The 20,147-nt window shown below is 44.4% G+C and carries 23 protein-coding genes; 11 read left to right on the top strand and 12 right to left on the bottom strand.

Features of this window, described 5'->3' with window-relative positions; all coding sequences use genetic code 11:
• Positions 1-33: 33 nt before the first annotated feature.
• Positions 34-915: a lysophospholipase gene (locus ACP2WE_RS12035; protein ID WP_425215791.1), complete on the top strand. Its 882-nt coding sequence runs from the start codon at positions 34-36 to the stop codon at positions 913-915.
• 28 nt (positions 916-943) lie between these two features.
• Here ACP2WE_RS12035 and ACP2WE_RS12040 read toward each other — a convergent pair whose 3' ends face one another.
• Positions 944-1,294, bottom strand: coding sequence for a hypothetical protein (locus ACP2WE_RS12040; RefSeq protein WP_425215792.1), 351 nt, complete (start codon positions 1,292-1,294; stop codon positions 944-946).
• A 5-nt stretch (positions 1,295-1,299) separates the two neighbouring features.
• On the opposite strand from ACP2WE_RS12040, the gene ACP2WE_RS12045 reads away from it, so the two are divergent.
• From ACP2WE_RS12045 to cax, 3 genes are all read left to right on the top strand, one after another.
• Entirely contained in the window at positions 1,300-1,614 is a 315-nt protein-coding gene (locus ACP2WE_RS12045; protein WP_425215793.1) for a hypothetical protein, read from the top strand.
• A gap of 270 nt (positions 1,615-1,884) precedes the next feature.
• Entirely contained in the window at positions 1,885-2,058 is a 174-nt protein-coding gene (locus tag ACP2WE_RS12050) for a hypothetical protein (protein ID WP_425215794.1), read from the top strand.
• The gene (cax, locus tag ACP2WE_RS12055; RefSeq protein WP_425215795.1) at positions 1,994-3,076 is read left to right on the top strand and encodes a calcium/proton exchanger; all 1,083 of its coding nucleotides are present in this window, start codon (positions 1,994-1,996) and stop codon (positions 3,074-3,076) included. Before ACP2WE_RS12050 ends, cax begins: the two co-directional genes overlap by 65 nt.
• On the opposite strand, the gene ACP2WE_RS12060 is transcribed toward cax, so the two are convergent.
• Together ACP2WE_RS12060 and ACP2WE_RS12065 are read right to left on the bottom strand one after the other, a co-directional pair.
• Positions 3,073-3,501, bottom strand: coding sequence for a DoxX family protein (locus tag ACP2WE_RS12060; RefSeq protein ID WP_425215796.1), 429 nt, complete (start codon positions 3,499-3,501; stop codon positions 3,073-3,075). The genes cax and ACP2WE_RS12060 overlap by 4 nt on opposite strands.
• Positions 3,502-3,782: 281 nt before the next feature.
• Positions 3,783-4,196 (bottom strand): GPW/gp25 family protein, encoded by a 414-nt coding sequence (locus ACP2WE_RS12065; protein ID WP_425215797.1) that lies wholly within the window; start codon positions 4,194-4,196, stop codon positions 3,783-3,785.
• 141 nt (positions 4,197-4,337) lie between these two features.
• Between ACP2WE_RS12065 and folK the strand changes: the two genes are divergently transcribed.
• Positions 4,338-4,850, top strand: coding sequence for a 2-amino-4-hydroxy-6-hydroxymethyldihydropteridine diphosphokinase (gene folK, locus ACP2WE_RS12070; RefSeq protein WP_425215798.1), 513 nt, complete (start codon positions 4,338-4,340; stop codon positions 4,848-4,850).
• A 59-nt stretch (positions 4,851-4,909) separates the two neighbouring features.
• Positions 4,910-5,758: a carboxylating nicotinate-nucleotide diphosphorylase gene (nadC, locus tag ACP2WE_RS12075; protein ID WP_425215799.1), complete on the top strand. Its 849-nt coding sequence runs from the start codon at positions 4,910-4,912 to the stop codon at positions 5,756-5,758.
• 92 nt (positions 5,759-5,850) lie between these two features.
• On the opposite strand, the gene carA is transcribed toward nadC, so the two are convergent.
• The 3 genes from carA to hepA form a co-directional block, all read right to left on the bottom strand.
• Positions 5,851-7,008, bottom strand: coding sequence for a glutamine-hydrolyzing carbamoyl-phosphate synthase small subunit (carA, locus tag ACP2WE_RS12080; protein ID WP_425215800.1), 1,158 nt, complete (start codon positions 7,006-7,008; stop codon positions 5,851-5,853).
• 185 nt (positions 7,009-7,193) lie between these two features.
• The gene (locus tag ACP2WE_RS12085) at positions 7,194-8,129 is read right to left on the bottom strand and encodes an alpha-1,2-fucosyltransferase (RefSeq protein ID WP_425215801.1); all 936 of its coding nucleotides are present in this window, start codon (positions 8,127-8,129) and stop codon (positions 7,194-7,196) included.
• Positions 8,130-8,242: 113 nt separating this feature from the next.
• The gene (gene hepA / locus ACP2WE_RS12090) at positions 8,243-10,114 is read right to left on the bottom strand and encodes a heterocyst formation ABC transporter subunit HepA (RefSeq protein WP_425215802.1); all 1,872 of its coding nucleotides are present in this window, start codon (positions 10,112-10,114) and stop codon (positions 8,243-8,245) included.
• A gap of 226 nt (positions 10,115-10,340) precedes the next feature.
• On the opposite strand from hepA, the gene leuB reads away from it, so the two are divergent.
• Positions 10,341-11,429: a 3-isopropylmalate dehydrogenase gene (gene leuB, locus ACP2WE_RS12095; protein WP_425215803.1), complete on the top strand. Its 1,089-nt coding sequence runs from the start codon at positions 10,341-10,343 to the stop codon at positions 11,427-11,429.
• Positions 11,430-11,437: 8 nt separating this feature from the next.
• On the opposite strand, the gene ACP2WE_RS12100 is transcribed toward leuB, so the two are convergent.
• From ACP2WE_RS12100 to ACP2WE_RS12115, 4 genes are all read right to left on the bottom strand, one after another.
• Positions 11,438-11,743, bottom strand: a complete 306-nt coding sequence (locus ACP2WE_RS12100; RefSeq protein WP_425215804.1) for a YlxR family protein — start codon at positions 11,741-11,743, stop codon at positions 11,438-11,440.
• Positions 11,744-11,750: 7 nt separating this feature from the next.
• Positions 11,751-13,037 carry a transcription termination factor NusA gene (nusA, locus tag ACP2WE_RS12105; RefSeq protein ID WP_425215805.1) on the bottom strand — a complete coding sequence of 429 codons (1,287 nt, stop codon included), beginning with the start codon at positions 13,035-13,037 and terminating at the stop codon, positions 11,751-11,753.
• Positions 13,038-13,156: 119 nt separating this feature from the next.
• Complete coding sequence (gene rimP / locus ACP2WE_RS12110) at positions 13,157-13,609, bottom strand: ribosome maturation factor RimP (RefSeq protein ID WP_425215806.1); 453 nt, start codon at positions 13,607-13,609, stop codon at positions 13,157-13,159.
• 649 nt (positions 13,610-14,258) lie between these two features.
• The gene (locus ACP2WE_RS12115; protein ID WP_425215807.1) at positions 14,259-14,486 is read right to left on the bottom strand and encodes a 4Fe-4S dicluster domain-containing protein; all 228 of its coding nucleotides are present in this window, start codon (positions 14,484-14,486) and stop codon (positions 14,259-14,261) included.
• Positions 14,487-14,941: 455 nt separating this feature from the next.
• On the opposite strand from ACP2WE_RS12115, the gene ACP2WE_RS12120 reads away from it, so the two are divergent.
• Positions 14,942-15,301 carry a hypothetical protein gene (locus ACP2WE_RS12120; RefSeq protein WP_425215808.1) on the top strand — a complete coding sequence of 120 codons (360 nt, stop codon included), beginning with the start codon at positions 14,942-14,944 and terminating at the stop codon, positions 15,299-15,301.
• 256 nt (positions 15,302-15,557) lie between these two features.
• Here ACP2WE_RS12120 and ACP2WE_RS12125 read toward each other — a convergent pair whose 3' ends face one another.
• The gene (locus ACP2WE_RS12125; protein WP_425215809.1) at positions 15,558-16,187 is read right to left on the bottom strand and encodes a CHRD domain-containing protein; all 630 of its coding nucleotides are present in this window, start codon (positions 16,185-16,187) and stop codon (positions 15,558-15,560) included.
• A 166-nt stretch (positions 16,188-16,353) separates the two neighbouring features.
• On the opposite strand from ACP2WE_RS12125, the gene ACP2WE_RS12130 reads away from it, so the two are divergent.
• The 3 genes from ACP2WE_RS12130 (at position 16,354) to ACP2WE_RS12140 (ending at position 19,552) form a co-directional block, all read left to right on the top strand.
• A complete protein-coding gene (locus ACP2WE_RS12130; RefSeq protein ID WP_425215810.1) occupies positions 16,354-16,488 on the top strand; it encodes a hypothetical protein in 135 nt (44 codons plus the stop codon).
• A 5-nt stretch (positions 16,489-16,493) separates the two neighbouring features.
• A complete protein-coding gene (locus ACP2WE_RS12135; protein WP_425215811.1) occupies positions 16,494-17,225 on the top strand; it encodes a DNA alkylation repair protein in 732 nt (243 codons plus the stop codon).
• Between the two features lie 269 nt (positions 17,226-17,494).
• The gene (locus tag ACP2WE_RS12140; protein ID WP_425215812.1) at positions 17,495-19,552 is read left to right on the top strand and encodes a lipoxygenase family protein; all 2,058 of its coding nucleotides are present in this window, start codon (positions 17,495-17,497) and stop codon (positions 19,550-19,552) included.
• A 140-nt stretch (positions 19,553-19,692) separates the two neighbouring features.
• Here ACP2WE_RS12140 and ACP2WE_RS12145 read toward each other — a convergent pair whose 3' ends face one another.
• The gene (locus ACP2WE_RS12145; RefSeq protein ID WP_425215813.1) at positions 19,693-19,818 is read right to left on the bottom strand and encodes a hypothetical protein; all 126 of its coding nucleotides are present in this window, start codon (positions 19,816-19,818) and stop codon (positions 19,693-19,695) included.
• Positions 19,819-20,147 lie beyond the last annotated feature (329 nt).

Raw genomic sequence — 20,147 nt, forward strand, 5'->3', positions numbered from 1 at the left:
AATAATAAAATCTGTTAACTCGTAACTGGATCTATGACCCCTGATTTTCTCCTGTTTACGCAGCATGGTTGGGCTGATGATTGTAAAGCGATCTCATTTCTATCCAAAACTTTAGCAACACCACAGACTTTAGTAACCAATCCCGATCTGGGGTGGGTTCAAACATGGCTGAGCATCGATCCGCTCATCGCTAAGCTCGATCGCATGGCTAGTCAGGTAATTTCTAGTCATCCAAACACACCGATTAGAATTGTGGGGCATTCTCTGGGCGGTTTGTTATGGTTAGAACTGCTCAACCGCCATCCAGAGTGGCGCTCGAAAGTTCATAGTTTGGTAATGGTTGGCTCACCTGTGGGCGGCTCCGATCTGGGGCGGATGTTTGACCCACTCAGTACATTCCCTCTAATGGCACGGGGTTTAGGCGCAAATCGCCGATCCATTGCTGAAGCGATCGCATCTGAGATCCCCACATTAATTATTGCCAGCGATATCGGTGACGGCAGTGATGGCACTGTACCTTTGGAATGTACCAAATTTGAGCGTGCCACCTTAGTTTGTTTAACTGGAATCTCTCACGCAAAATTAAAAAATCACTCACAAGTAGCAGAGACAATTCGTCCGTTTTGGCTCAATCCTCAAGTACTTCCCCCCTCCCCAGACCTTGCGGCTCAAATCATTCGTTTTTTGCATGCATTACCAATTACCGATGGTCGCCCCCGTGATTTTCTTAAAGCCCAGACCATCATTCCCTTACGAGAAGGTTTAACCCTACGCCTCTGGAAAATTTTTTTGGGTGTCGATTGTGTATATGTGGCAGATGCCCAAGCTAAGTGCCTGTATAGCGGCTATTTTGGCTGGGGAGATGCCCCTGCTTTTTATGCTGCGATTGACGACATAAGGCAAAAGTTTGGCTGATCGAAAATAGATGAAATTCGCAACTTGATTACTTAGCAATTGATAGTTGCTGATGCACTATCGCGTTACTGCGATGACGCAGTTGGATATAAATTGCCATGAAGTTAATTGCCAAACAAACCCCACCCAAGCCTAAGAGAATAAAAGTGGGAGCCATAACAACACCAACAATAAACCATGTGAATACATGAAAAATCATGGTTAAAGCATAGGCGATCGCCATAGAAGTCATGGCAAACATCTGGAATGAGGAACGCCGCAGGAATACAAAAATCATGGTTTGCAGTGTGGCGATCGTATCAAAACGTTGTGGTTGCAAACAAACCAGTCTTGACCGACTATGCCGTGAGTCGAGATGGAAGTTATGAAGAGCATCCATAAATTATGATTTACCTGCTGGATACCAACATATTGTTGCGTTTTGTAGATCGTTCTCACACTCTTTATGCTTCGATTCGATCTGCTATCCGAAAATTGCGCCTTGATGGACACGAACTAAAAATCACTTCTCAAAATTGCATTGAATTTTGGAATGTTGCTACGCGTCCCATTGGGAAAAATGGATTTGGTTTAGTTGCAGCAATGAACGTAAATTCTATATCACACATTCTCACGCTAAACACAAAGGACTTTAGTCGATACGCCTCTGAAGGAATTATAGCGGTTACGCCTAGAGTTGACGAAGCGACAAAAACTTGAATATTAGACCTGTTAGGAAATATAGCAATCCTAAATCAATCGTGAGATAAGGTTTTGTGAAATGAACTCTACGAGCATTTTCTGTTCTCACAAATCAGATCGGATTGCTATCGTAATCAAAATCGCTGAAATGTTTACGTGAATTGAATTTCAAGAATCCCGCCCAAAAATCACTAAAAGCCTTACTAGAAAACAGTTTCAAGTTTTTTTGAGCTTATTACCAAGCAACTCCGTTATATTTCTTGGCTTTATAGCAATTTTCTGTTTCCTATGCCAATCCTCGCTAAGATGTTCAGTAGCGATTTGATTGGTTTAACAGGACTTACCCGTGAGAATGAGGAAATTGCGATCGCATCTAGACAGGATAAAGGATTAATTTATGCCCATGAGAAAATTGATCCCCTTAATCCCACTCGTTTTCGTACCGATTTCGATCGCGGCTGACCAGCTAGCATGGGGTGACACTGCGGTTTTCTTTACCTCCGCCTTGGCAATTATTGCCGTATCGATCTGGCTGAGTACTGCCACCGAAAAGATTGCTGTGGTGATGGGGCCATCGATTGGGGGACTGGTGAATGCCGTATTTGGTAATGCCACCCAGTTAATTGTGGCGCTCACTGCCTTGAGAGCGGGCTTAATCGATATTGTCAGAGCCAGCATTACGGGGAGCATTCTCTGCGATCTGCTACTTTTGTTGGGAATCGCCATGGTGGCGGGTGGTTTGCGCTATAAAGAGCAGAGTTTTCAGTCAATTTGGATGCGCGTGAATGGGTTGTCGATGTTGTTGGCGGTTGTCGCGATCGCCTTACCAACCCTAGTGATTTCCACCTCAAATATTGTCGATGCCTCGGCAATTCGGAATCTTTCCACGATTACTGCTGCCGTATTAATTCTCGTCTATGGGCTCACCTTGCTGTTTTCGCTCAAAACCCATAGCTATCTCTATGAAGTCGGGTTAGCCGAAGCAGAAACGGAATCTGTCGAAGAACATGCTCATGCTCCCAAAGTGGCGTTTTGGGTAATCGTTCTGCTCGTTTCCACGATTGCGATCGCGATCGAATCGGAACTATTTGTCGGTGTGGTAGAGGCAGAAACTGCCCAATTAGCCTTAACACCTCTGTTTACAGGCGTGGTTTTGCTGCCGTTTGTGGGGGATATGGCAGGTTACGTCACGGTGATCAGGCTATCCCTCAAAAACAAGATGGACTTAACCGTTGCCACGACCACAGGAGATAGCCTACTGGTGGCGTTATTTATCGCGCCTGTGTTGGTGTTTGTCGGTCAAGCGATCGGACAACCCCTCGATCTCAACTTCAATCCCTTTGAAGTCTCTTCCCTGACGATCGCGGTGATCGTGGCGAACCTGATCGGTTTTGGTGGGCGTTCCAATTGGCTCGATGGCACGTTGCTGATTGCCACCTATTTCATTTTGGGTGTGGCTTTTTACTACCATCCCGCCTAGGGTTTGCGCGGATTGGCTTGTAGGTTCGCTTCTAGATTCGCTTTTAAATTCACCACAGGATCGGGTCTGGTTGCCCAATATGCCCAAGCGATTAGTAGAAATTGCAGGGGTAAACGAATCCACAGAGCGATCGCGCTAATTTCAGGGAATACCTCGGGATGAAGTGCCATCTGAATATTGGCGGGAAAAACGGCGAATAATAGAGCGATCAGTCCCCACCCAGCAAGGTTCGTCAGTCTTGGAATCAGAACCATAATTCCTAAGGCAATTTCGAATAGTCCACTCAGATAGATCAGCTCTAAATGCAGTGGCAGATAGGGTGGCATCATTTTTAAATAAAAGCCAGAATTAAGAAAATGATTCGCTCCTGCCAAAACGTAAAACAGCGCCAACAGGTATTTAAATCCGATTTTAAGTTTAGACATAGCTGCGAAATTCTCTAGTTTTTTTGCGATATCTCTTCATGTTTTTCCTATTGGCAAGTGATGTAAGAACCTCAATCTCAAGAAATGATACCAATTTCTCTTGAAATTGCGACAGATCGGGTTTTGTGTTCCGCGCGGAGCGCGGTCTTTTCAAAAAGATGCGTTGCATCACTTTTTGAAAATGGTATGAATCACATATTCCTCTAAGTTCAGTTTTAGTGAATAGGATGGAATAGGCAAATACTCGATCTAAATCTCTTTGCTTAAGACCCAGATTTTGACTAACTCGGGGGCAATAGATAGAACGGATAGACGATACTACGCAGATCGTGACTATCTTTAGGATAATAGAGAATTTTGAGGTCAAGCCGCCCTCTCATCGGGTCTGAATCGGCATAAACTCCTTCAACCTTAATGCGAGGTTCCCATTTAGTCAGAGCATCCTTGACATAGATTCTTGCTAACAAGAGGGTTTGGGGATTCATCGGGGCAAAGGTAAGCTCTGATAAACGACAGCCAAAATCGGGTCGATAAACCCTTTCGCCCAACTTGGTTGCTAGAATAATCTCGATCGATTCTTCAAGATTTCTCTCGGTGGCACTGAGCTTGAGTCCCCCCTGTAAGCTCGTGTGAATTGGGAACGCAATCCCTTTACCCAAGTAAGCCCGTTGTAGATCGTAAGGATTATCTGACATAGCAAAGCGTTACATTTTAGTATGGTGGACAGCTAATTTCCTAACTACTTCAGATCTTAAACTTTCTGTAGCGCAATCCAAGCAAAAGTTTGGTAAATCTTCCATTACACTCAAGAAACTTTCAAAATTTTACACATACCTATGCCAAGTCTGTGCGCGATCGCTCTGGGAAGTAATCTAGGCGATTCATCTGCAACTGTCAAAGCAGCACTCGATCGTCTTCATGCTAGTCCACATGTGCATATTGTGCGGCGATCGCGCTGGTATCGTACCAAAGCAATTACGATGCCAAATAGCCCACCCCAAGCCGATTACATGAATGGCTGCGCTATTCTCTCAACAGCGCTGACACCCCATGCCCTGTTGCAGTTTTTGCTCGATACTGAGATTCAGTTTGGCCGAGAACGACGGGAACGTTGGGGCGCAAGGACTTTAGATTTAGACCTATTGCTCTATGGCGATTGTATTCTCGATACGGCAAACTTGGTCGTGCCCCATCCTCGCATGTGCGATCGCGCCTTTGTCCTGATTCCCCTTGCTGAAATCGCCCCCGACTGGATTCATCCAATTAATGGCTGCGCGATCGCCAAACTTGCCCTCGATCCCCCCGATCTGCCTTTTAGCTGCCCAGAACCGATTGAGTATTTACCTTGAGAATTTATCTTGAGAATTTGTCCTAGACTAGAAACTGACAAGCCTTCATCCCCAACCCTATGCTGCCTCCTGCAATTCTGCTAGATCCTTTGATTTCAAGCTGGTTACGCGAAGATATTGGTTGGGGCGATCGCACCACGTCGGGTATTTTTCCCACCTCTGCCCCAGAGGGTAAAGCGGTATGGATTGCCAAGGCCGAGGGTGCGATCGCAGGACTGCCGATCGCCGAGCGCGTATTTACCACCTTAGATCCCTCGGTGAAATTTGAGGCGATCGCCCCTGAAGGTAGCATAGTCCGATCGGGTGACAAGATTGCCAGCATCGAAGGCAGTCTCGCCACACTGCTTACAGGGGAGAGGGTTGCCCTCAATGTGGTGATGCGACTATCGGGGATCGCCACCCTGACGCACCAATATGTAGAAGCGATCGCCGATGCCCCCGTACAGTTGGTAGATACGCGCAAAACCACGCCAGGTTTGCGGTTGTTAGAGAAATATGCCACCCAAGTTGGCGGTGCGATCAATCATCGCTTTGGGCTGGATGATGCGGTGATGATTAAAGATAACCATATTGCCGCTGCAGGAAGTATTACTGAAGCGGTCAAACGCGTTCGAGCCGCGATTCCGTTTACCACTTCGATCGAAGTGGAAACTGAAACCCTCGATCATGTCAAAGCGGCGGCAGCCTTGGCGCTCGATGTGATCATGCTAGATAACATGAGCCTCGATCTGATGCGAGAATCGATCGCATGGATTCGCAGCCACAGCCCCAATACCAAAATTGAGGCATCAGGCAACATTACCCTCAGCACCATTAGAGACATTGCCCAATTGGGAATGGACTATATTTCCACCAGTGCTATGGTGACGCGATCGGCTTGGCTCGATATTAGTATGCGGATTCTTTAACCTCTCCCCAACCCCTCTCCTGCAAGGAAAGGGGCTCTTGCTCCTCCCTCGCCTCTCAGGAGAGGGAGGCTGGGAGGGAGAGGTAAACCAGATTATTTAACTGCCAGTTTCTGTTCGCGCATTGTGTTGACAAACCGCTCAAATAAATAGTCGGCATCGTGAGGGCCGGGGCTAGCTTCAGGGTGATATTGCACCGAAAAAATGGGGAGCGTCTTGTGTTCTAGTCCTGCCACCGTGCGATCGTTCAGATTGAGATGCGTCACCTGAGCCACCGAATTGGTTAAAGAGTCACCATCAAGGGCGAAACCGTGGTTTTGACTGGTAATTTCTACCCTTTGATCGGAGGTCGGGAGCTGATTTTTAGCGGGTTGATTTAAGCCACGATGGCCAAACTTGAGCTTGAAGGTATCGCCACCCATAGACAAACCGAGAATTTGGTGTCCGAGACAGATGCCGAATAGGGGTTTGTCCGCCCCTAGTAAAGCCGTTGCTGTTTCGATGCCTGCCTTAACTGCCGCAGGGTCGCCGGGCCCATTCGACAAAAAGATACCATCGGGTTTAAATTCCAAGATTTTCTCTGGAGGTGTATCGGCAGGGACGACGATCACGCGGCAACCATAGCTGACCAACCGCCGCAAAATATTTCGCTTGACGCCAAAATCGATCGCAACCACGGTCAGAGGATTGGCAACATCAGGCGTTGCTTCCATAAATTCCCATTCTGAGGGGGTTGGTTCTGTCCACTCATAAACGCGCGGCGTTGTCACCGTTTGCGCCAGATTGAGTCCCTGCATGGAGGGGGCTGCTTTCACTTTTTCTAACAACTGTTGCGGATCGAGTACTTCTGTAGAAATGCCGCCATTCATCGCGCCTAGAGAACGTAACTTGCGGGTGAGGGCGCGGGTGTCAATGCCAGCAATGCCAACGACATTATTGGCTTTGAGGTAATCAGGTAAAGACTGCCGCGATCGCCAGTTGCTGGGAATGTAGGTAATGTTGCGTGCGATCGCACCTTTCACCTGAGGGCGGTCTGATTCTTCATCTTCAGGGGTAACACCCGTGTTTCCCAGTTCGGGATAGGTAAATGTGACGATTTGTCCGCGATAGCTTGGATCGGTTAAAACCTCTTGATAGCCAGTCATCCCAGTGTTAAAAACCACTTCCCCGATCGCGGTTCCTGTGGCTCCAAAGGCATAACCTTGGTAGCAACTCCCATCTGCTAAAACTAGAATCGCTGGTTGTTTTGTCATAATCTGCTGCGTTTAACTCTGAATATAAGGCTGGTTGAACTTGCGTTTATCCCTGATTAGTTAATTTTGGGCAACATGGTGAATTTTAACGGTTACGGTTGAAACAATATCGCAATTATGCAGTCAAACCGATTTCTATCAATTCAAAATTATTGAGAATAACAGTTCTAAATCTAAACTTGATATCACCGTTTGCTCGATATTTGAATCCATCTATTCGGGATTATGTTGCTACTTGGACAACCTCTATACTCCCCGATCCAATTATCTGGTGCAATGACTATCCGAGAACAATCCTGGTGCTTTCGATCCCCAAGCCAAGCACCCCACCAAGCAAATGAAGAATTAGGAATAATACAATGATCGCATTCAGACAAAAGGAATAGGTCAGAAAATGGGTTATCCCCAAAATTCTTAGAAGCACAGATAACATTATCAAAATGCTTAGACAGACGCTCGGCAAAAAGTTCTATAAAATCTGAGTCGTCTCCAAATAAAAGCAAGCATCCTGGATCGCATCTTTCAAGAAGATAGCCGATAGCTCTCTCATAGTAACTAATTGGTAAAGTCCAATTCAGTACATTATAATCGCCTCGACGAAATGAGATCCCAACTGTTGGTTTCTTCAAGTGCTCAATTTTACTGTGAATTTCATCTAAATCCTTGATTTTAGATTGCACTCCCCGATGGATAATTTCATAGATTGAGTCTGCGTAATCGATGAAATACTCCTCGTTTTGAAACCAACCTGAAAGAAACACAGGAAAATCTAATTGAAAGACTTCATCATCCTTGGCAAAATATTTTTTTTCTACGAACGATGAAGTTTTGAGCCCTTTAAATTTTCTGAAAGTAGATATAACTTTGCGACTCAAGGATCGCCATAAAGAATTTGGCCAAGCACTATATTCAAATCTTCCAACAGAAAGTAAGTCTGTTTTTGTGGATTCAAGATATTCAGTTCCAACCAGTTCTGGCAAATAGTTGTAATTCTCAAATCCTGGAGGGCAGTAAAAACAAACATCAGATGACAACTTTCGTTTTAAAGCATAAGCAAAGGCAAAGACAAACAATTGGTTGCCGATTCTTCCGGTCACTTCAACAATAATTTTATGTGACATAGATTTTAAAAAGATGTGTTGAATTGCTTAACTAGTAAAACTCAATAGAGAAAGGGATTAAGCTCTTTTCCGGATGTGAAGATAGATTTATGAAAAGCCGAGCTTTAATTTGTTTACTCGTCAAATTTTTGATTTCTTTTCAACAATTTTGAAACACCGCCACGAATTTCTTCGGTTTGGGCTGTGTGATATTCCCAAAGTTTCCCTTTTTTTTCTAGTAAATTTTGATAGGTTCCCTGTTCTACAATTCTTCCCTGCTCTAAAACGACAACCTTATCAGCCCTTACGATTGTAGACAAACGATGGGCGATCGCAATTACAGTTCGCCCTACCGCCAGTTTTTCTAGAGACTCTTGAATTAATCGCTCTGAGACGGAATCTAGGGCACTGGTGGCTTCATCTAAAATCAAAATTTCAGGGTTGCGTAATAAAGCCCGCGCGATCGCAATCCTTTGTCGCTGACCGCCCGATAAACGCACACCGCGATCGCCGAGCAATGTCTCAAACCCCTCTGGCATCTCATCGATAAAATCTAAGGCATTTGCCAATCGACTCGCTTCTCGAATTTCCTCCTCAGTTTTGTTTTCAGAACCATAAGCGATGTTGTTGAGTACGGAAGTATTAAAAATAAACGTGTCTTGGCTGACGATTGCCATCCTACGCCGCAGCGATCGAATTTCAAACTCTCGCAAATCGGTTCCATTCACAAAAATTGCACCGCATACAGGGTCGTAAAAACGGGTCACTAGATCTACCAAGGTAGTTTTTCCTGCCCCAGACCCTCCGACTAAAGCTGTCATCTTACCTTTTTCAAGGGTGAGGGTGATATCCTGCAAAACCATCTTCTCAGCACTATAGCCAAAATCTACAGACTCAATATAAATTGAGCTAGTTAAGCCAGGAAACTCTAGTTTTCCATTGCGAAAGTATTGTTTTCCTTCGGTTGACAGGAGGTTTTTAACATTAACCATCGAGCCTTTTAAGGAACTGATACGACTCGTTGTGGAGTTGAGATCTTGAATATTGGGAACGAGTCGAACCAAGACAAAGAAAAATGTCAACAATGCTCCAGTAGACATGGATAAGCCATTATCTGCACCAGAAAAAGCGAACAGAATTAGCCCTACTAAAATCATCATGGATAAGCCCTCTGACAGGGGTTTTACCAGTAAGGAGCCGCTTAAGAGCTTTTTATTTGCCTTGAGAATCTCCTCACTGGCGGCATAGTAACGCTTACGCTCGAAATCTTGAGTCGCAAATGCTTGTACAGTGCGGATCCCATTAATTAATTCGATCACAATCGTGGTAAATCGATTATTTGCGGTTGGGAGCGCAAAGCTTTGTTCTCGAACAATGGCATTAAACCTAGATAGGCCCATTACCAATAGGCTAAATAAGCCAATAGAGAGTAAAGAAAGTTGCCATGAGATCACAAACATCGATAGCAAGTAAATAAAGATGTTTAGAAATCTCGTGAATAAATAAGCAACGCCTTGAAAAATTTGAGAGACTCTGGTAACTTCTCCAGCTATTGAGTTAACGATGTCACCTGATTTCGTCGCAGAGAAATAACTGAGACTAAGTGATTGAATTTGTTCAAAAGCTGCTTTTCTAAAGCGATCGATTAAGCTGAGTTGAGTTAGCTCGGTATAAATCTGCGAGAGATAGGTAAATCCCGATCGCAACCAAGTACTCAAAACGATCAGGCTAGCAATGCGAAACATGCGCTCGGTCGCAGGGGCATTAACACCTAAAATCCAGATATCAAACCAGGTAATTCCCGTGTGAATTGGTTTTGCTGCTGGATTTGTGAGGTTTTGCAGGAAAAACAATAAAAACCCGATATTGACTCCTTCAAAAGCAACAGCTAGGCAAGAAAGAATCACTGCCAAGACTGCGATAGCGGGAAAGTGTTTAAACTCCCTGAAAATGAAGTGGTTATCCTGCCAGAATTTCTTCACCTTCAGCGGATTACCTAAACGCATCAGCTACCTCACAAGCTTATGGGAAATCAAAATTATGCATATCAAGACCAGTATAAGGGTTGCTACCTAAGACAACAGCCCAAGAAAACATGAAAATAGAGCGCAACAGTATATCCCCAACAGGAAATCGCTCTACCATCAAAAATGTATGCGCTATCAAAAATGTTGGACAATCAAAAGGTTAAACCATCAAAGTGGCGTACAAATCACCTAAACGCTGAAGTGAATGTCTAAAAACTATAAAATCACCCTACTCTCAGGCGACGGTATTGGTCCAGAAATCATGCAAGTGGCGATCTCTGTACTCCAAGCGATCGCACCTAAATTTAACCTTACCTTTGCTTTTGAAGCAGCCTTAGCAGGTGGATCGGCGTTTGATGCCACTGGGCATCCCCTCCCTGCTGAAACCCTAGCGCTCTGCCAAAGCAGTGATGCGGTCTTACTTGCTGCCGTAGGTGGTGAAAAATGGGATACGCTACCCTCCCATCTGCGCCCTGAGCAGGCTTTATTGGGGCTAAGAGCTGGGTTGGGCTTATTTGCCAATCTGCGACCTGCCAAAATCTTGCCCCAACTGATTGATGCTTCGACTCTCAAACGCGAAGTGATTGAAGGTGTCGATATTCTGGTCGTGCGCGAGCTGACAGGGGGGATTTACTTTGGGCTGCCCAAGGGCATTTTTACCGATGAAAACGGCGTTAGGCGCGGTGTCAATACAATGGCATACACTGAGCCTGAGGTCGATCGCATTGGGCGGGTGGCGTTTGAGTCCGCTCGTAAGCGTCAGAGCAGGCTCTGCTCGGTCGATAAGGCAAATGTGCTGGATGTATCGCAGTTATGGCGCGAACGGATTACAAAATTGGGCGCCGAGTATCCTGACGTCAAGCTCTCTCATATGTATGTCGATAATGCTGCCATGCAACTCCTGCGCTATCCCAAGCAATTTGATGTGATTGTCACGGGCAATCTCTTTGGGGATATTCTCTCGGATGCCGCCGCCATGCTCACAGGCAGCATCGGGATGTTGCCCTCGGCAAGTTTGGGCGAACCTGGCAAACCAGGGGTATTTGAGCCCGTACATGGTTCTGCTCCTGATATTGCGGGTAAAGATCTGGCGAATCCCTTAGCACAGGTGCTTAGTGCTGCCATGATGCTGCGTTATGGCTTAAACGAATCTGCTGCTGCGGACTATATCGAACAAGCCGTTACCAAGGTACTCGACTCAGGCAAGCGCACAGGCGACATTATGGCTTCGGGCTGCGAGCAACTGGGCTGTAAGGCAATGGGTGAGGCATTACTTGCAGCTTTAGCTGCGTAAGGGAATTTCTAAGGAACTACTTCTAGCCTAGCTTTGAGTAGCTCAAAAATTTGGGGCGGAATCTGCGCGTGCAGCGATCGCCCCAAGCGATTTTTTTTCTGGGCTTGTTGCAAACATTGAAGGTTGGGGCAGATATAAGCCGATCGCCCCATGCCTTTGTCCAATCCGATCTCTGGATTAGTTGCAGAAGCTTCGGGCGAATCAGAATGCAGGCGCACGACTCGCCAAAACTCACTTTTGGGGGCGATTTTTCGACAGCTTACGCAGCAACGCTGAAGTTTACGCTGAGATTTAAGCTGAGGTTCTAAAGTCACAGCGGCGTTAATCTTCTGCTAGCTCCTCTTCAAGGTTTTCTTCTAGATTTTCTTCGGTATCTTCATATTCCTCGGGTTCCGCCTCTACAGTGGCTACCCTTGCCCTTGCCTCAGCCAATCTTGCTGCCTCTTCGCGAGCTTTTTGATCCTCAGCTTCATAGTCATACCTAGAAGCATCTTTGATATCAATTTTCCAGCCCGTCAGCCTAGCAGCCAACCGTACATTTTGCCCCTCCTTGCCGATCGCTAAACTGAGCTGATCGTCTGGAACGAGGACATGAGCTTGGCGATCGTCGGCATTAATGAGGCGAACTTCTTTAATCCGAGCGGGACTGAGAGAATTGGCAATATAGGTGGAAGGATCGGGCGACCATTTAATCACATCAATCTTTTCACCGCGCAGCTCGTTGACCACGGCTTGAATTCTTGCGCCTCTAGCGCCAATACAGGCTCCCACAGGATCGACATCCCGTTCGTCTGAGACCACGGCAATTTTGGTGCGAGGCCCAACGGAGTGAGATGGTGGGTTTGCTTCTCTCGCTACAGCCACAATTCGGACGATCTCATCCTCAATTTCAGGGACTTCATTCGCAAATAAATAGACGACTAAGCCAGCATCGGCGCGTGACACCGTCAGTTGAGGTCCACGCTTCGAACCTTCATGGACTTTCTTTAAGTAAACCTTAAACGTAGAGTTCGGGCGATAGGGACGTTCGCTGGGTAATTGCTCGCGTTTGGGCAATTCCGCCTCGACTTCGGGCTGACCAAAGTTACTGGTAATCGCCATAATTACCGAGCTATTTTCAAACCTTAATACCCGACCTTGGAGTACCGTACCTTCAAGATCTTGGAATTCTTCTTGAATCAGGCGGCGCTGTTGATCGCGTAACTTTTGGGCTAAGACTTGCTTGGTCTGAATTGCTGCCATGCGCCCAAAGTCATTTTGCTCAGGCGTGACATCGACCACAACCGTACCACCCGCTTGGGCTTCGGGGGCAACTTCTCGGACTTCCGCTAAAGATATTTCATGATCGGAGCTTTCTACTTGCTCGACAATGGTTTTGGTTGCTAAGACGCGAAAGCCTTCCTGCTCGATGTCTAGCTCTACATCGAAATTATCAAAATATTCTTCTTCAAAGTTGCCGCCATCAGAACGATAGGTTTTGCGAAAACGTTCGTATCCTTTTAAGAGGGCTTCGCGCAAGGCATTTTGTACTGCATGTTTGGGCAGATTTCGCTCTTTACTAATTACCTCTACCATGCCACCCAGTCCGGGTAAGTTAAGTATTGACATACTGACAAATCTCTCCTTGCTCTGTTGAAAAGCTATGTTGAAAATTTCTGCGAAAAACTTGTGTTGGAATTTTGCGGCGAAAATTACCAGAAAAAGTAAAAATTTGGGTGTGACTTGGACTACGACAATTCCACCCGATGCACGAGTTCGCGGGGAATGTTGATTATTTTCCCCTTGAGGCTAAGCGTGACATGGTCTAGATCGCGGCTGACAAGATGCCCTGTCCAACTTTCTTTCCCTTCATAGGGAGCATTGGCGCTTGCCGTAACCATAAAGCCACGGAAGGCGATAAACTCGCGATCGCTTTGCAATTGCCGATCGGTTCCGGGGCTAGAAACCTCTAGGACGTAAGCAAAGGAAATCAGCTCTGCCTGATCGAGCGAAGCTTCTAGGGCGTGACTCATGCGTTCGCAATCTTCTAACCCAGTATTTTGCTCGAGATTGCGAATATCAACTCTCAAGATCGCTGGGTTTTTATGGGTTTGTAGCACTGTATCTACCACCTCTAAGCCAAGTGGTGTAGCGATCGCCTCCGCTATTTGCAAAATTTGTGGAATCAGGGGATGACTCATAGCTCAACAGAAATTAGGGGTAAAAAAACAAAAAAGTGGGTATGAGCCCACTCCTTCTGCAATGTTGATCGGTATGCACCTTAGTAGCGCTTAGTTCTTGCTACCTCAGAGCCCACCTTAGCCTGAAAAACGCAGGCACGTAAGCATTCAAACCTGTTAAATTCTGGCGATCTATGCTGTAGAAACAAATTCTGTTCGCTAGACCCAGAGCTTAACTTTGACTGTAGATACAGTCTGTAACTAAAGAAATATCAATGTAAAGACTTGTCAACATAGAGAATGCCCAACGAAGCCAAAACACAGACGCTATCCTAGCATGCTTATAACCCGAACCGAGAAAGCTTTGCTAAAAATTCAACGCAAATTATCACGATCGTTAAATATCAGATTAAAAACTAAATTTTAAGCGTAACGCCTCACCATCCCAACCATCCATAGCTACGAATAATTGTTGGCTAATTGCGTTGTACGCTTCGACCTAGGACATCGTTTGCTGACCTTAGCTTAGTGCCCATAGGTCAAGTGATGCTAAAACCCAAGCCTCACAAGCGGTTTAGGATTGCTATACCAATTATAGACTTTTGTATTTTGGGAGTGCTGATGCAACGTTCTAGATTCCGATCGCTTAGTCAGTAGATTTAGCTCATCTCTAGGGGCGATGCTTTTGTAGCTCAGGTCTTTCTTCGGGTAAAACGGCTCCCTGTACGGGACAAACCTCTAAACATACGCCACAGTCAATACAGGACGAGAAATCGATCCAGTACCATGCCGTACCTTTAAGATTGGCTCCATAACCTTGATGGATGCAGGCAACAGGACAAGCTGGAGCGCAGGCAGCAACGCCCTCACAAACATCCGTAACAATGGTGAAAGACATAGATATTAATTACCGAGAATTTTTAAAGCTTTCTAAGACTTACGTGAATTTGAATATCTTAGCAATTCTTAACTTGTATTTACATTCCCTACACCGATCCCCAGTAACACTTAAATGAAGACTTCTAATTGTTTATAGAAAAGAAAAAACTTGAAGACACAACTTCTAATTTTCTTATTTATGTTGGTTACTACAGTTGGGAAAAGATTAGAAACATATAGAATCTATGACCGCGATCGCTGCGGTCTATAAAAGTAATAATCAGCTAATTAAAATTATTTGGGGATCGATATTTGGGGATCGATTTAATGGAATTTTAACAATTTCACGGGTCTAAAAACTGGCTCAAATCTGCAAAGTTCTTGATAGCTCTAGATCTGGGTGTTCGTAAAAACATTATTAAGTTAATTTTTTATTCGGGATCGCTGAATTCCTCTCTGGGAAATGAATTCAGTATGATAATCCTGTCTGATTGTATGCCTGATAATACGGACATTAATAAACTTGGCAGTCTGCCTACATATAAGATGAATTCTTTAGTCAAGCCAGTCACTTCATGTCGTTTTTGCAGGTATTACGACTATGAAGGCAGAAGAGGGGGGAATTGTAACAAACTGCAAGTTCATGTCAGTGCGGGTTGGTCGGCTTGTTCTTATGCTGTTGCCCCATTTGCGCCGTCGTGGGAATACATAGGCGATCTATCCACACTTTTTCACGATCGCGTTGCTGTTTCAGAGCGCCAAAGTGAAAAGTTTCTAGAACCAATTATTCAACGCAGAAAATCATTTTCACTGTCTAGCTTCCACGAAGCCTAAGCTTAAAAATTTGACAAGAAGCTTTTATTTAACAACCAAATCTCATCAAACAATTATCATGCTGTAAATTTTTGATTGATGATTGCGGGGGTAGGGGCAATCACAGGGGAATTGCCTAGATATTTAGGGGTAGGCACACACTATCCGCTACCCCTACAGAACATTCAATATCAACGGGAAATTTATAGGTAAAATCCTCGCTAGAAACAGAAAAGAGGGGGGGGTAGCCCCCTCTTTTCTATGGAAGTATTTGCCTTTAAGCCTTGAGAATGCCGCGTATTTCGCCAGTGCGAAAACCCTTAGTATGAAGATCTACATAAAGACCATCACTCATCAGTGCCTGAAGTTGCTCGTCAGTTAAAGTATATTCACCTTTAACAGTGCCACCTAAACCATCGCGATCGAGTTGAACTTGCAAAGCATACTGAAATGGCCCATTTTGAGAAGATGTTCCACGGTGGATATGTACAGCTGAGGTGATATTGGGGTTAGGTGGACTCACTGGATCGGTAGCATAGTCACGTAAAGGGCTGCTCAAACTGTGAAAACCTCCGCGCACAATCAGGCGATTACCATTTAGGGCAGCTCCAACTACGCCTGAGGCTGGGGTGGAGGCGGGATTTGGGTAAACATTATCGCCTGACAAAATGGCAGCAAACTTTTTTAATTCAAAACCTTGAGAGATTGTTGTGTCCTGTTTTACTCGTAATTCTGATTCGGCTTGTTGTTGATAGTTAACCAGACTAATTTGATTGGATACAAACTGTCTATCAACAGTATTAATCGCAGGGTTCATCGATTGGGAAGGTGCGGCAGTGTTAATAGCAAAAAAGCAGGTGGCAAAGCCCAGAACTATTCCAATCAGAAGTTTTTGATATCTCTTCATATACTCTTCCTCCAAGTTAAAATTTTTGCTGAAGCTAGGACTTGCCCTATTGTAGTAGTCTTCTAATGCGAATTCGGAATTTAGCAAGTGCTGGTAAGGTATACGAAGTAGACCTAGATTTGGATCTATAGAGATATTAAATGAGCGTAGCGATCCTTAATTGTTTGTGAACGTAGGACGGGCTTTTGCCCTTGCAGGCATCTTGTCTACAGTTTCAGATCGCAATTGGACTGACGATCTGGGAAGGGCAAAATTAAGTCTGTTGCAAATTTATGTGAAATTGGTATCAGTTTATAAATAAGCTTTATGGATAAACTGGCTCAACTAAAAAGCAGACTGAATAGTCGTGAAGATACAGAAAAAGCAAAGACGCTTTCTCGATTCTTTAAAACTGGCAAAGGAGAATATGGGGAAGGCGATCGCTTTTTAGGGATCGCTGTTCCCATACAGAGAAAGTTAGCAAAAGAATTTGTGGAATTGGAGCTATCTGAAGTCGAGCAACTTTTAGAAAGCCCGATTCATGAGTATCGCTTGACAGCCTTACTGATCTTGACTTACCAATTCCCTAAAGTCCAGGCGATCGCGCAAGCTGAAATTGTTCGCTTTTATCTATCTCATACGCAATGGATTAATAACTGGGATTTGGTGGATACTTCCTGTCGTCCGATTTTGGGCGTTTACCTTTTAGAGCGAGATCGAAGCATTTTGTACGAATTCGCACATTCTCAAAACCTATGGCAGCAAAGAATTGCCATGATTACGACAGGAGAATTTATTAAGCATAGACAGTTTGCAGATACGATCGCGATCGCTGAGATTTTACTTGGACATTCCCACGATCTGATTCATAAAGCTGTGGGTTGGATGTTACGAGAAGTTGGCAAAAAAGAAAGCCCCGTTTTAGAAGAATTTCTTGACCGTTATGCCAGTCAAATGCCCCGCACGACGTTGCGCTATGCGATCGAGCATTTTGATGAAGAAAAGCGAAAATCTTACCTGCAAAACCCCAGACCTATTAGTCCGTCAACGATTAGTTGATGAGTATACGGAATCTAGAAAGCTTTTTAGGTGTGTTTTTTGAGGGTTTTCAACCCCTCAAAAAATTTTTGATAGAACACTAGTGCCCCGATCTGTACCGTGCCCCAAAGTGCTTTCTAAATTGTTCTCAGTAACTATTGATATAACGATCGCTTAACATTTACACCAAATAATCGTTTTTAATTTTATATTTTAGGCTGTACTCCTCTAAATTTCAGTTTAGAGGTATGCCAACTTTTTGTTGTCCACCATAACAATTGGTTATTGAAATGACTCATACTTTGCCACCAGATGATTCTTCCGAACCCAATGAGAAGGTTGAAGCTTTGCTTGACCAAAAATATACCTATAACCATAATGCTTTTGCCCAGATGCTTGGTAAGCAATCCGACCCCAAGCTAACCTATCCCGTCGCTTCGGCTGTCGCTTTTGAGGATAACTCGCTGACAAAAGGGGAATGGATTTATGATGTCGTTTCTATCTTGCTGCGAGCTCAGGCTAATCAAGCAATGTATGATGTCGCCATCAAGAAGGGTTCTATTTTTAGCCTCATTTGGTATGTCAGACTTTCTAGGCTTCTGAGTGAGAATCCTAGCTGGATCGAACGCATCTATAAGGCTGTGCTTTGGCTGATTCAATGGCTTGTTAATCGATTTGGTCAGACTGCTAAATCAGAAGATATTCAAAAGGATGTTAAAACCATCAATACCTCTGGGGATGAAACAGAAAAACAACAAACCGTGGAGATGCTAGAAAAGCGCGTCACAGGGATGGTGAAAGATATTCAAAAACAAGCCTCGAAACAATCCCGAAAAAAACAAGCCTCTCCTACTTCCAAGCTTTCATTCAAAGACTATCGAGACTTATTTCAGATCGTCTATTTACCTAGGGTCGCTAGTCAAGTGCTAGAGGATAGGATTTTTGCGGCACAACGAGTTGCAGGTACAAATCCATTGGTGATTGAACGGCTAAATGCAATTCCAGATAAATTTCCAGTGACCAATGCTCATTATCAAGCTGTGATGGGTGTTGAAGATTCGCTTGAGCAAGCTCTTGAAGAAAACAGGCTATACATCACAGACTATGAGATTTTAAAAGAAATTCAACCAGGGACAGTTCAAGATGGCAACGAGACAGTCCAAAAATATATTTGCCACCCGATCGCGTTGTTTGCGGTCGAGCCAGGCGATTACCCCTATCGCAAGTTAGTTCCCGTTGCAATTCAGTGTTACCAAGATCCATCCCCAGATAATCCGATTTTTATATCCCCTTCGCTACATTCGTCTGATTCTGAGCGTTGGGCATGGCAGATGGCAAAGTTGACAGTCCAAATTGCTGACAGTAACTATCACGAGCTGATTTCTCACCTCGGCAGAACGCATTTATGGATCGAACCGATCGCGATCGCCACCCATAATCAACTGGACTCCTCACATCCCTTAGGAGTTCTATTAGCTCCTCATTTTGAAGGGACTTTATTTATCAATGACTCTGCCACCAAAGGACTAGTGAATCGTGGAGGAACGGTTGACAAAGTGGCGGCTGGAACCTTGGAATCCTCAGTGCTACTTAGTATCAAAGGCGCAAAAGGATATCCTTTCTCCTTTAATGAATCCTTTTTACCCATGACATTAAAAAGCCGTGGTGTCGATGATGTCAACGCCTTGCCTGATTATCCCTATCGCGATGATGCGCTTTTACTTTGGGGTGCAATTCACGACTGGATTTCAGGCTATCTTAAGATATTTTACAAGAACGATACTGATGTTCTAAATGATGTCGGTTTGCAAAATTGGATTGCTGAGTTAGTCTCTAGCGATGGTGGACAAATGACAGAGGTTGGAGAGGTAACAGAAGATGATGCCACTCCTCAAATCCGAACCTTGAAATACTTAATTGAAGCAGTAACCCTGATTATCTTTACCTGTAGCGCTCAGCATGCTGCCGTCAATTTCCCGCAATCGTCCTTGATGACCTACATGCCCAATATGCCGATGGCAGGCTATAGAGAAGCGCCCAAATCGACTACAGGCATTCAACAAGCAGATTATTTTGCTTTACTGCCCTCTTTATCTCAATCAGAAAACCAATTGAATATGACCTATTTGTTGGGATCGGTTTACTATACGAAGCTTGGGATTTATAAAAAACCTAATAGCAAATCGGGCGATCGCTACTTTACAGACGAGCGTGTAGAAACACTCTTGCAAGCATTTAACCAAAAGCTCGCCGAAATCGAGTTAGAGATAAAGGCGCGAAATGAGAAGCGTGCAACGCATTATGATGTTTTGCTTCCTTCTAAAATTCCCCAAAGTACAAATATTTAATTTTCTAGATCGGAATTCTTAATAGAATTAAAGAACTATAGCAATCCTATTTGATTTTTGTGTAGGGGCAATTCATGAATTGCCCCTACGATTTTATGCAGAAGAAAGAATCTCTCATGGATCATTTAGGATCGCTATATCTAACTGAGTTGCGATCGCCTTTTCTTGAGTTTTAGAAAAGCGATCGCGCATTGACAAAAATAGCGCGATCGCCCACGGCAAATTCGGCTGTACTGTGAATTCATCCGCGAATTTGTAAATGTCAAAGATTTATCCTTCTCTTAACCAAAACTACATCCTTCCCTTAACCCAAGCCTACAAGGTTTTCCTATAGGCTAATATGAGCAAATTTTATGGGATTCAGGAAGGTGGACGCGCTGAGATAGCGATCGGGCTTTATGAAGTCTTGGATCTGAACAAAGAACTAAATATTTTTTCCCTTTAATCTCAGGTGAAACTATTTCCCTATATCTTGGGGATTTTTTGCTGTGGGAATGCATTCATCCAAACCTCAAAGAATAGTTCTAAGAATCACCCCAGTACTTTGAGTGAGGTTCTGATGTTATTGGCTTCAAGTTATCGGATACGTATCAAA

The sequence above is a fragment of the Tumidithrix helvetica PCC 7403 genome, assembly GCF_965232925.1.
In the GTDB taxonomy this organism is placed as follows: domain Bacteria; phylum Cyanobacteriota; class Cyanobacteriia; order Pseudanabaenales; family Pseudanabaenaceae; genus Tumidithrix; species Tumidithrix helvetica.

What these genes read in the sequence shown, in the direction of transcription:
- ACP2WE_RS12035 (WP_425215791.1), top strand. Translation starts at nt 34, where the DNA reads ATGACCCCTGATTTTCTCCTGTTTACGCAGCATGGTTGGGCTGATGAT.
- ACP2WE_RS12040 (WP_425215792.1), bottom strand. Translation starts at nt 1,294, where the DNA reads ATGGATGCTCTTCATAACTTCCATCTCGACTCACGGCATAGTCGGTCA.
- ACP2WE_RS12115 (WP_425215807.1), bottom strand. Translation starts at nt 14,486, where the DNA reads ATGTCTTTCACCATTGTTACGGATGTTTGTGAGGGCGTTGCTGCCTGC.
- ACP2WE_RS12120 (WP_425215808.1), top strand. Translation starts at nt 14,942, where the DNA reads ATGATAATCCTGTCTGATTGTATGCCTGATAATACGGACATTAATAAA.
- folK (WP_425215798.1), top strand. Translation starts at nt 4,338, where the DNA reads ATGCCAAGTCTGTGCGCGATCGCTCTGGGAAGTAATCTAGGCGATTCA.
- ACP2WE_RS12060 (WP_425215796.1), bottom strand. Translation starts at nt 3,501, where the DNA reads ATGTCTAAACTTAAAATCGGATTTAAATACCTGTTGGCGCTGTTTTAC.
- cax (WP_425215795.1), top strand. Translation starts at nt 1,994, where the DNA reads ATGCCCATGAGAAAATTGATCCCCTTAATCCCACTCGTTTTCGTACCG.
- ACP2WE_RS12085 (WP_425215801.1), bottom strand. Translation starts at nt 8,129, where the DNA reads ATGTCACATAAAATTATTGTTGAAGTGACCGGAAGAATCGGCAACCAA.
- nusA (WP_425215805.1), bottom strand. Translation starts at nt 13,037, where the DNA reads ATGTCAATACTTAACTTACCCGGACTGGGTGGCATGGTAGAGGTAATT.
- ACP2WE_RS12125 (WP_425215809.1), bottom strand. Translation starts at nt 16,187, where the DNA reads ATGAAGAGATATCAAAAACTTCTGATTGGAATAGTTCTGGGCTTTGCC.
- ACP2WE_RS12065 (WP_425215797.1), bottom strand. Translation starts at nt 4,196, where the DNA reads ATGTCAGATAATCCTTACGATCTACAACGGGCTTACTTGGGTAAAGGG.
- rimP (WP_425215806.1), bottom strand. Translation starts at nt 13,609, where the DNA reads ATGAGTCATCCCCTGATTCCACAAATTTTGCAAATAGCGGAGGCGATC.
- carA (WP_425215800.1), bottom strand. Translation starts at nt 7,008, where the DNA reads ATGACAAAACAACCAGCGATTCTAGTTTTAGCAGATGGGAGTTGCTAC.
- nadC (WP_425215799.1), top strand. Translation starts at nt 4,910, where the DNA reads ATGCTGCCTCCTGCAATTCTGCTAGATCCTTTGATTTCAAGCTGGTTA.
- ACP2WE_RS12135 (WP_425215811.1), top strand. Translation starts at nt 16,494, where the DNA reads ATGGATAAACTGGCTCAACTAAAAAGCAGACTGAATAGTCGTGAAGAT.
- leuB (WP_425215803.1), top strand. Translation starts at nt 10,341, where the DNA reads ATGTCTAAAAACTATAAAATCACCCTACTCTCAGGCGACGGTATTGGT.
- ACP2WE_RS12050 (WP_425215794.1), top strand. Translation starts at nt 1,885, where the DNA reads ATGCCAATCCTCGCTAAGATGTTCAGTAGCGATTTGATTGGTTTAACA.
- hepA (WP_425215802.1), bottom strand. Translation starts at nt 10,114, where the DNA reads ATGCGTTTAGGTAATCCGCTGAAGGTGAAGAAATTCTGGCAGGATAAC.
- ACP2WE_RS12140 (WP_425215812.1), top strand. Translation starts at nt 17,495, where the DNA reads ATGACTCATACTTTGCCACCAGATGATTCTTCCGAACCCAATGAGAAG.
- ACP2WE_RS12045 (WP_425215793.1), top strand. Translation starts at nt 1,300, where the DNA reads ATGATTTACCTGCTGGATACCAACATATTGTTGCGTTTTGTAGATCGT.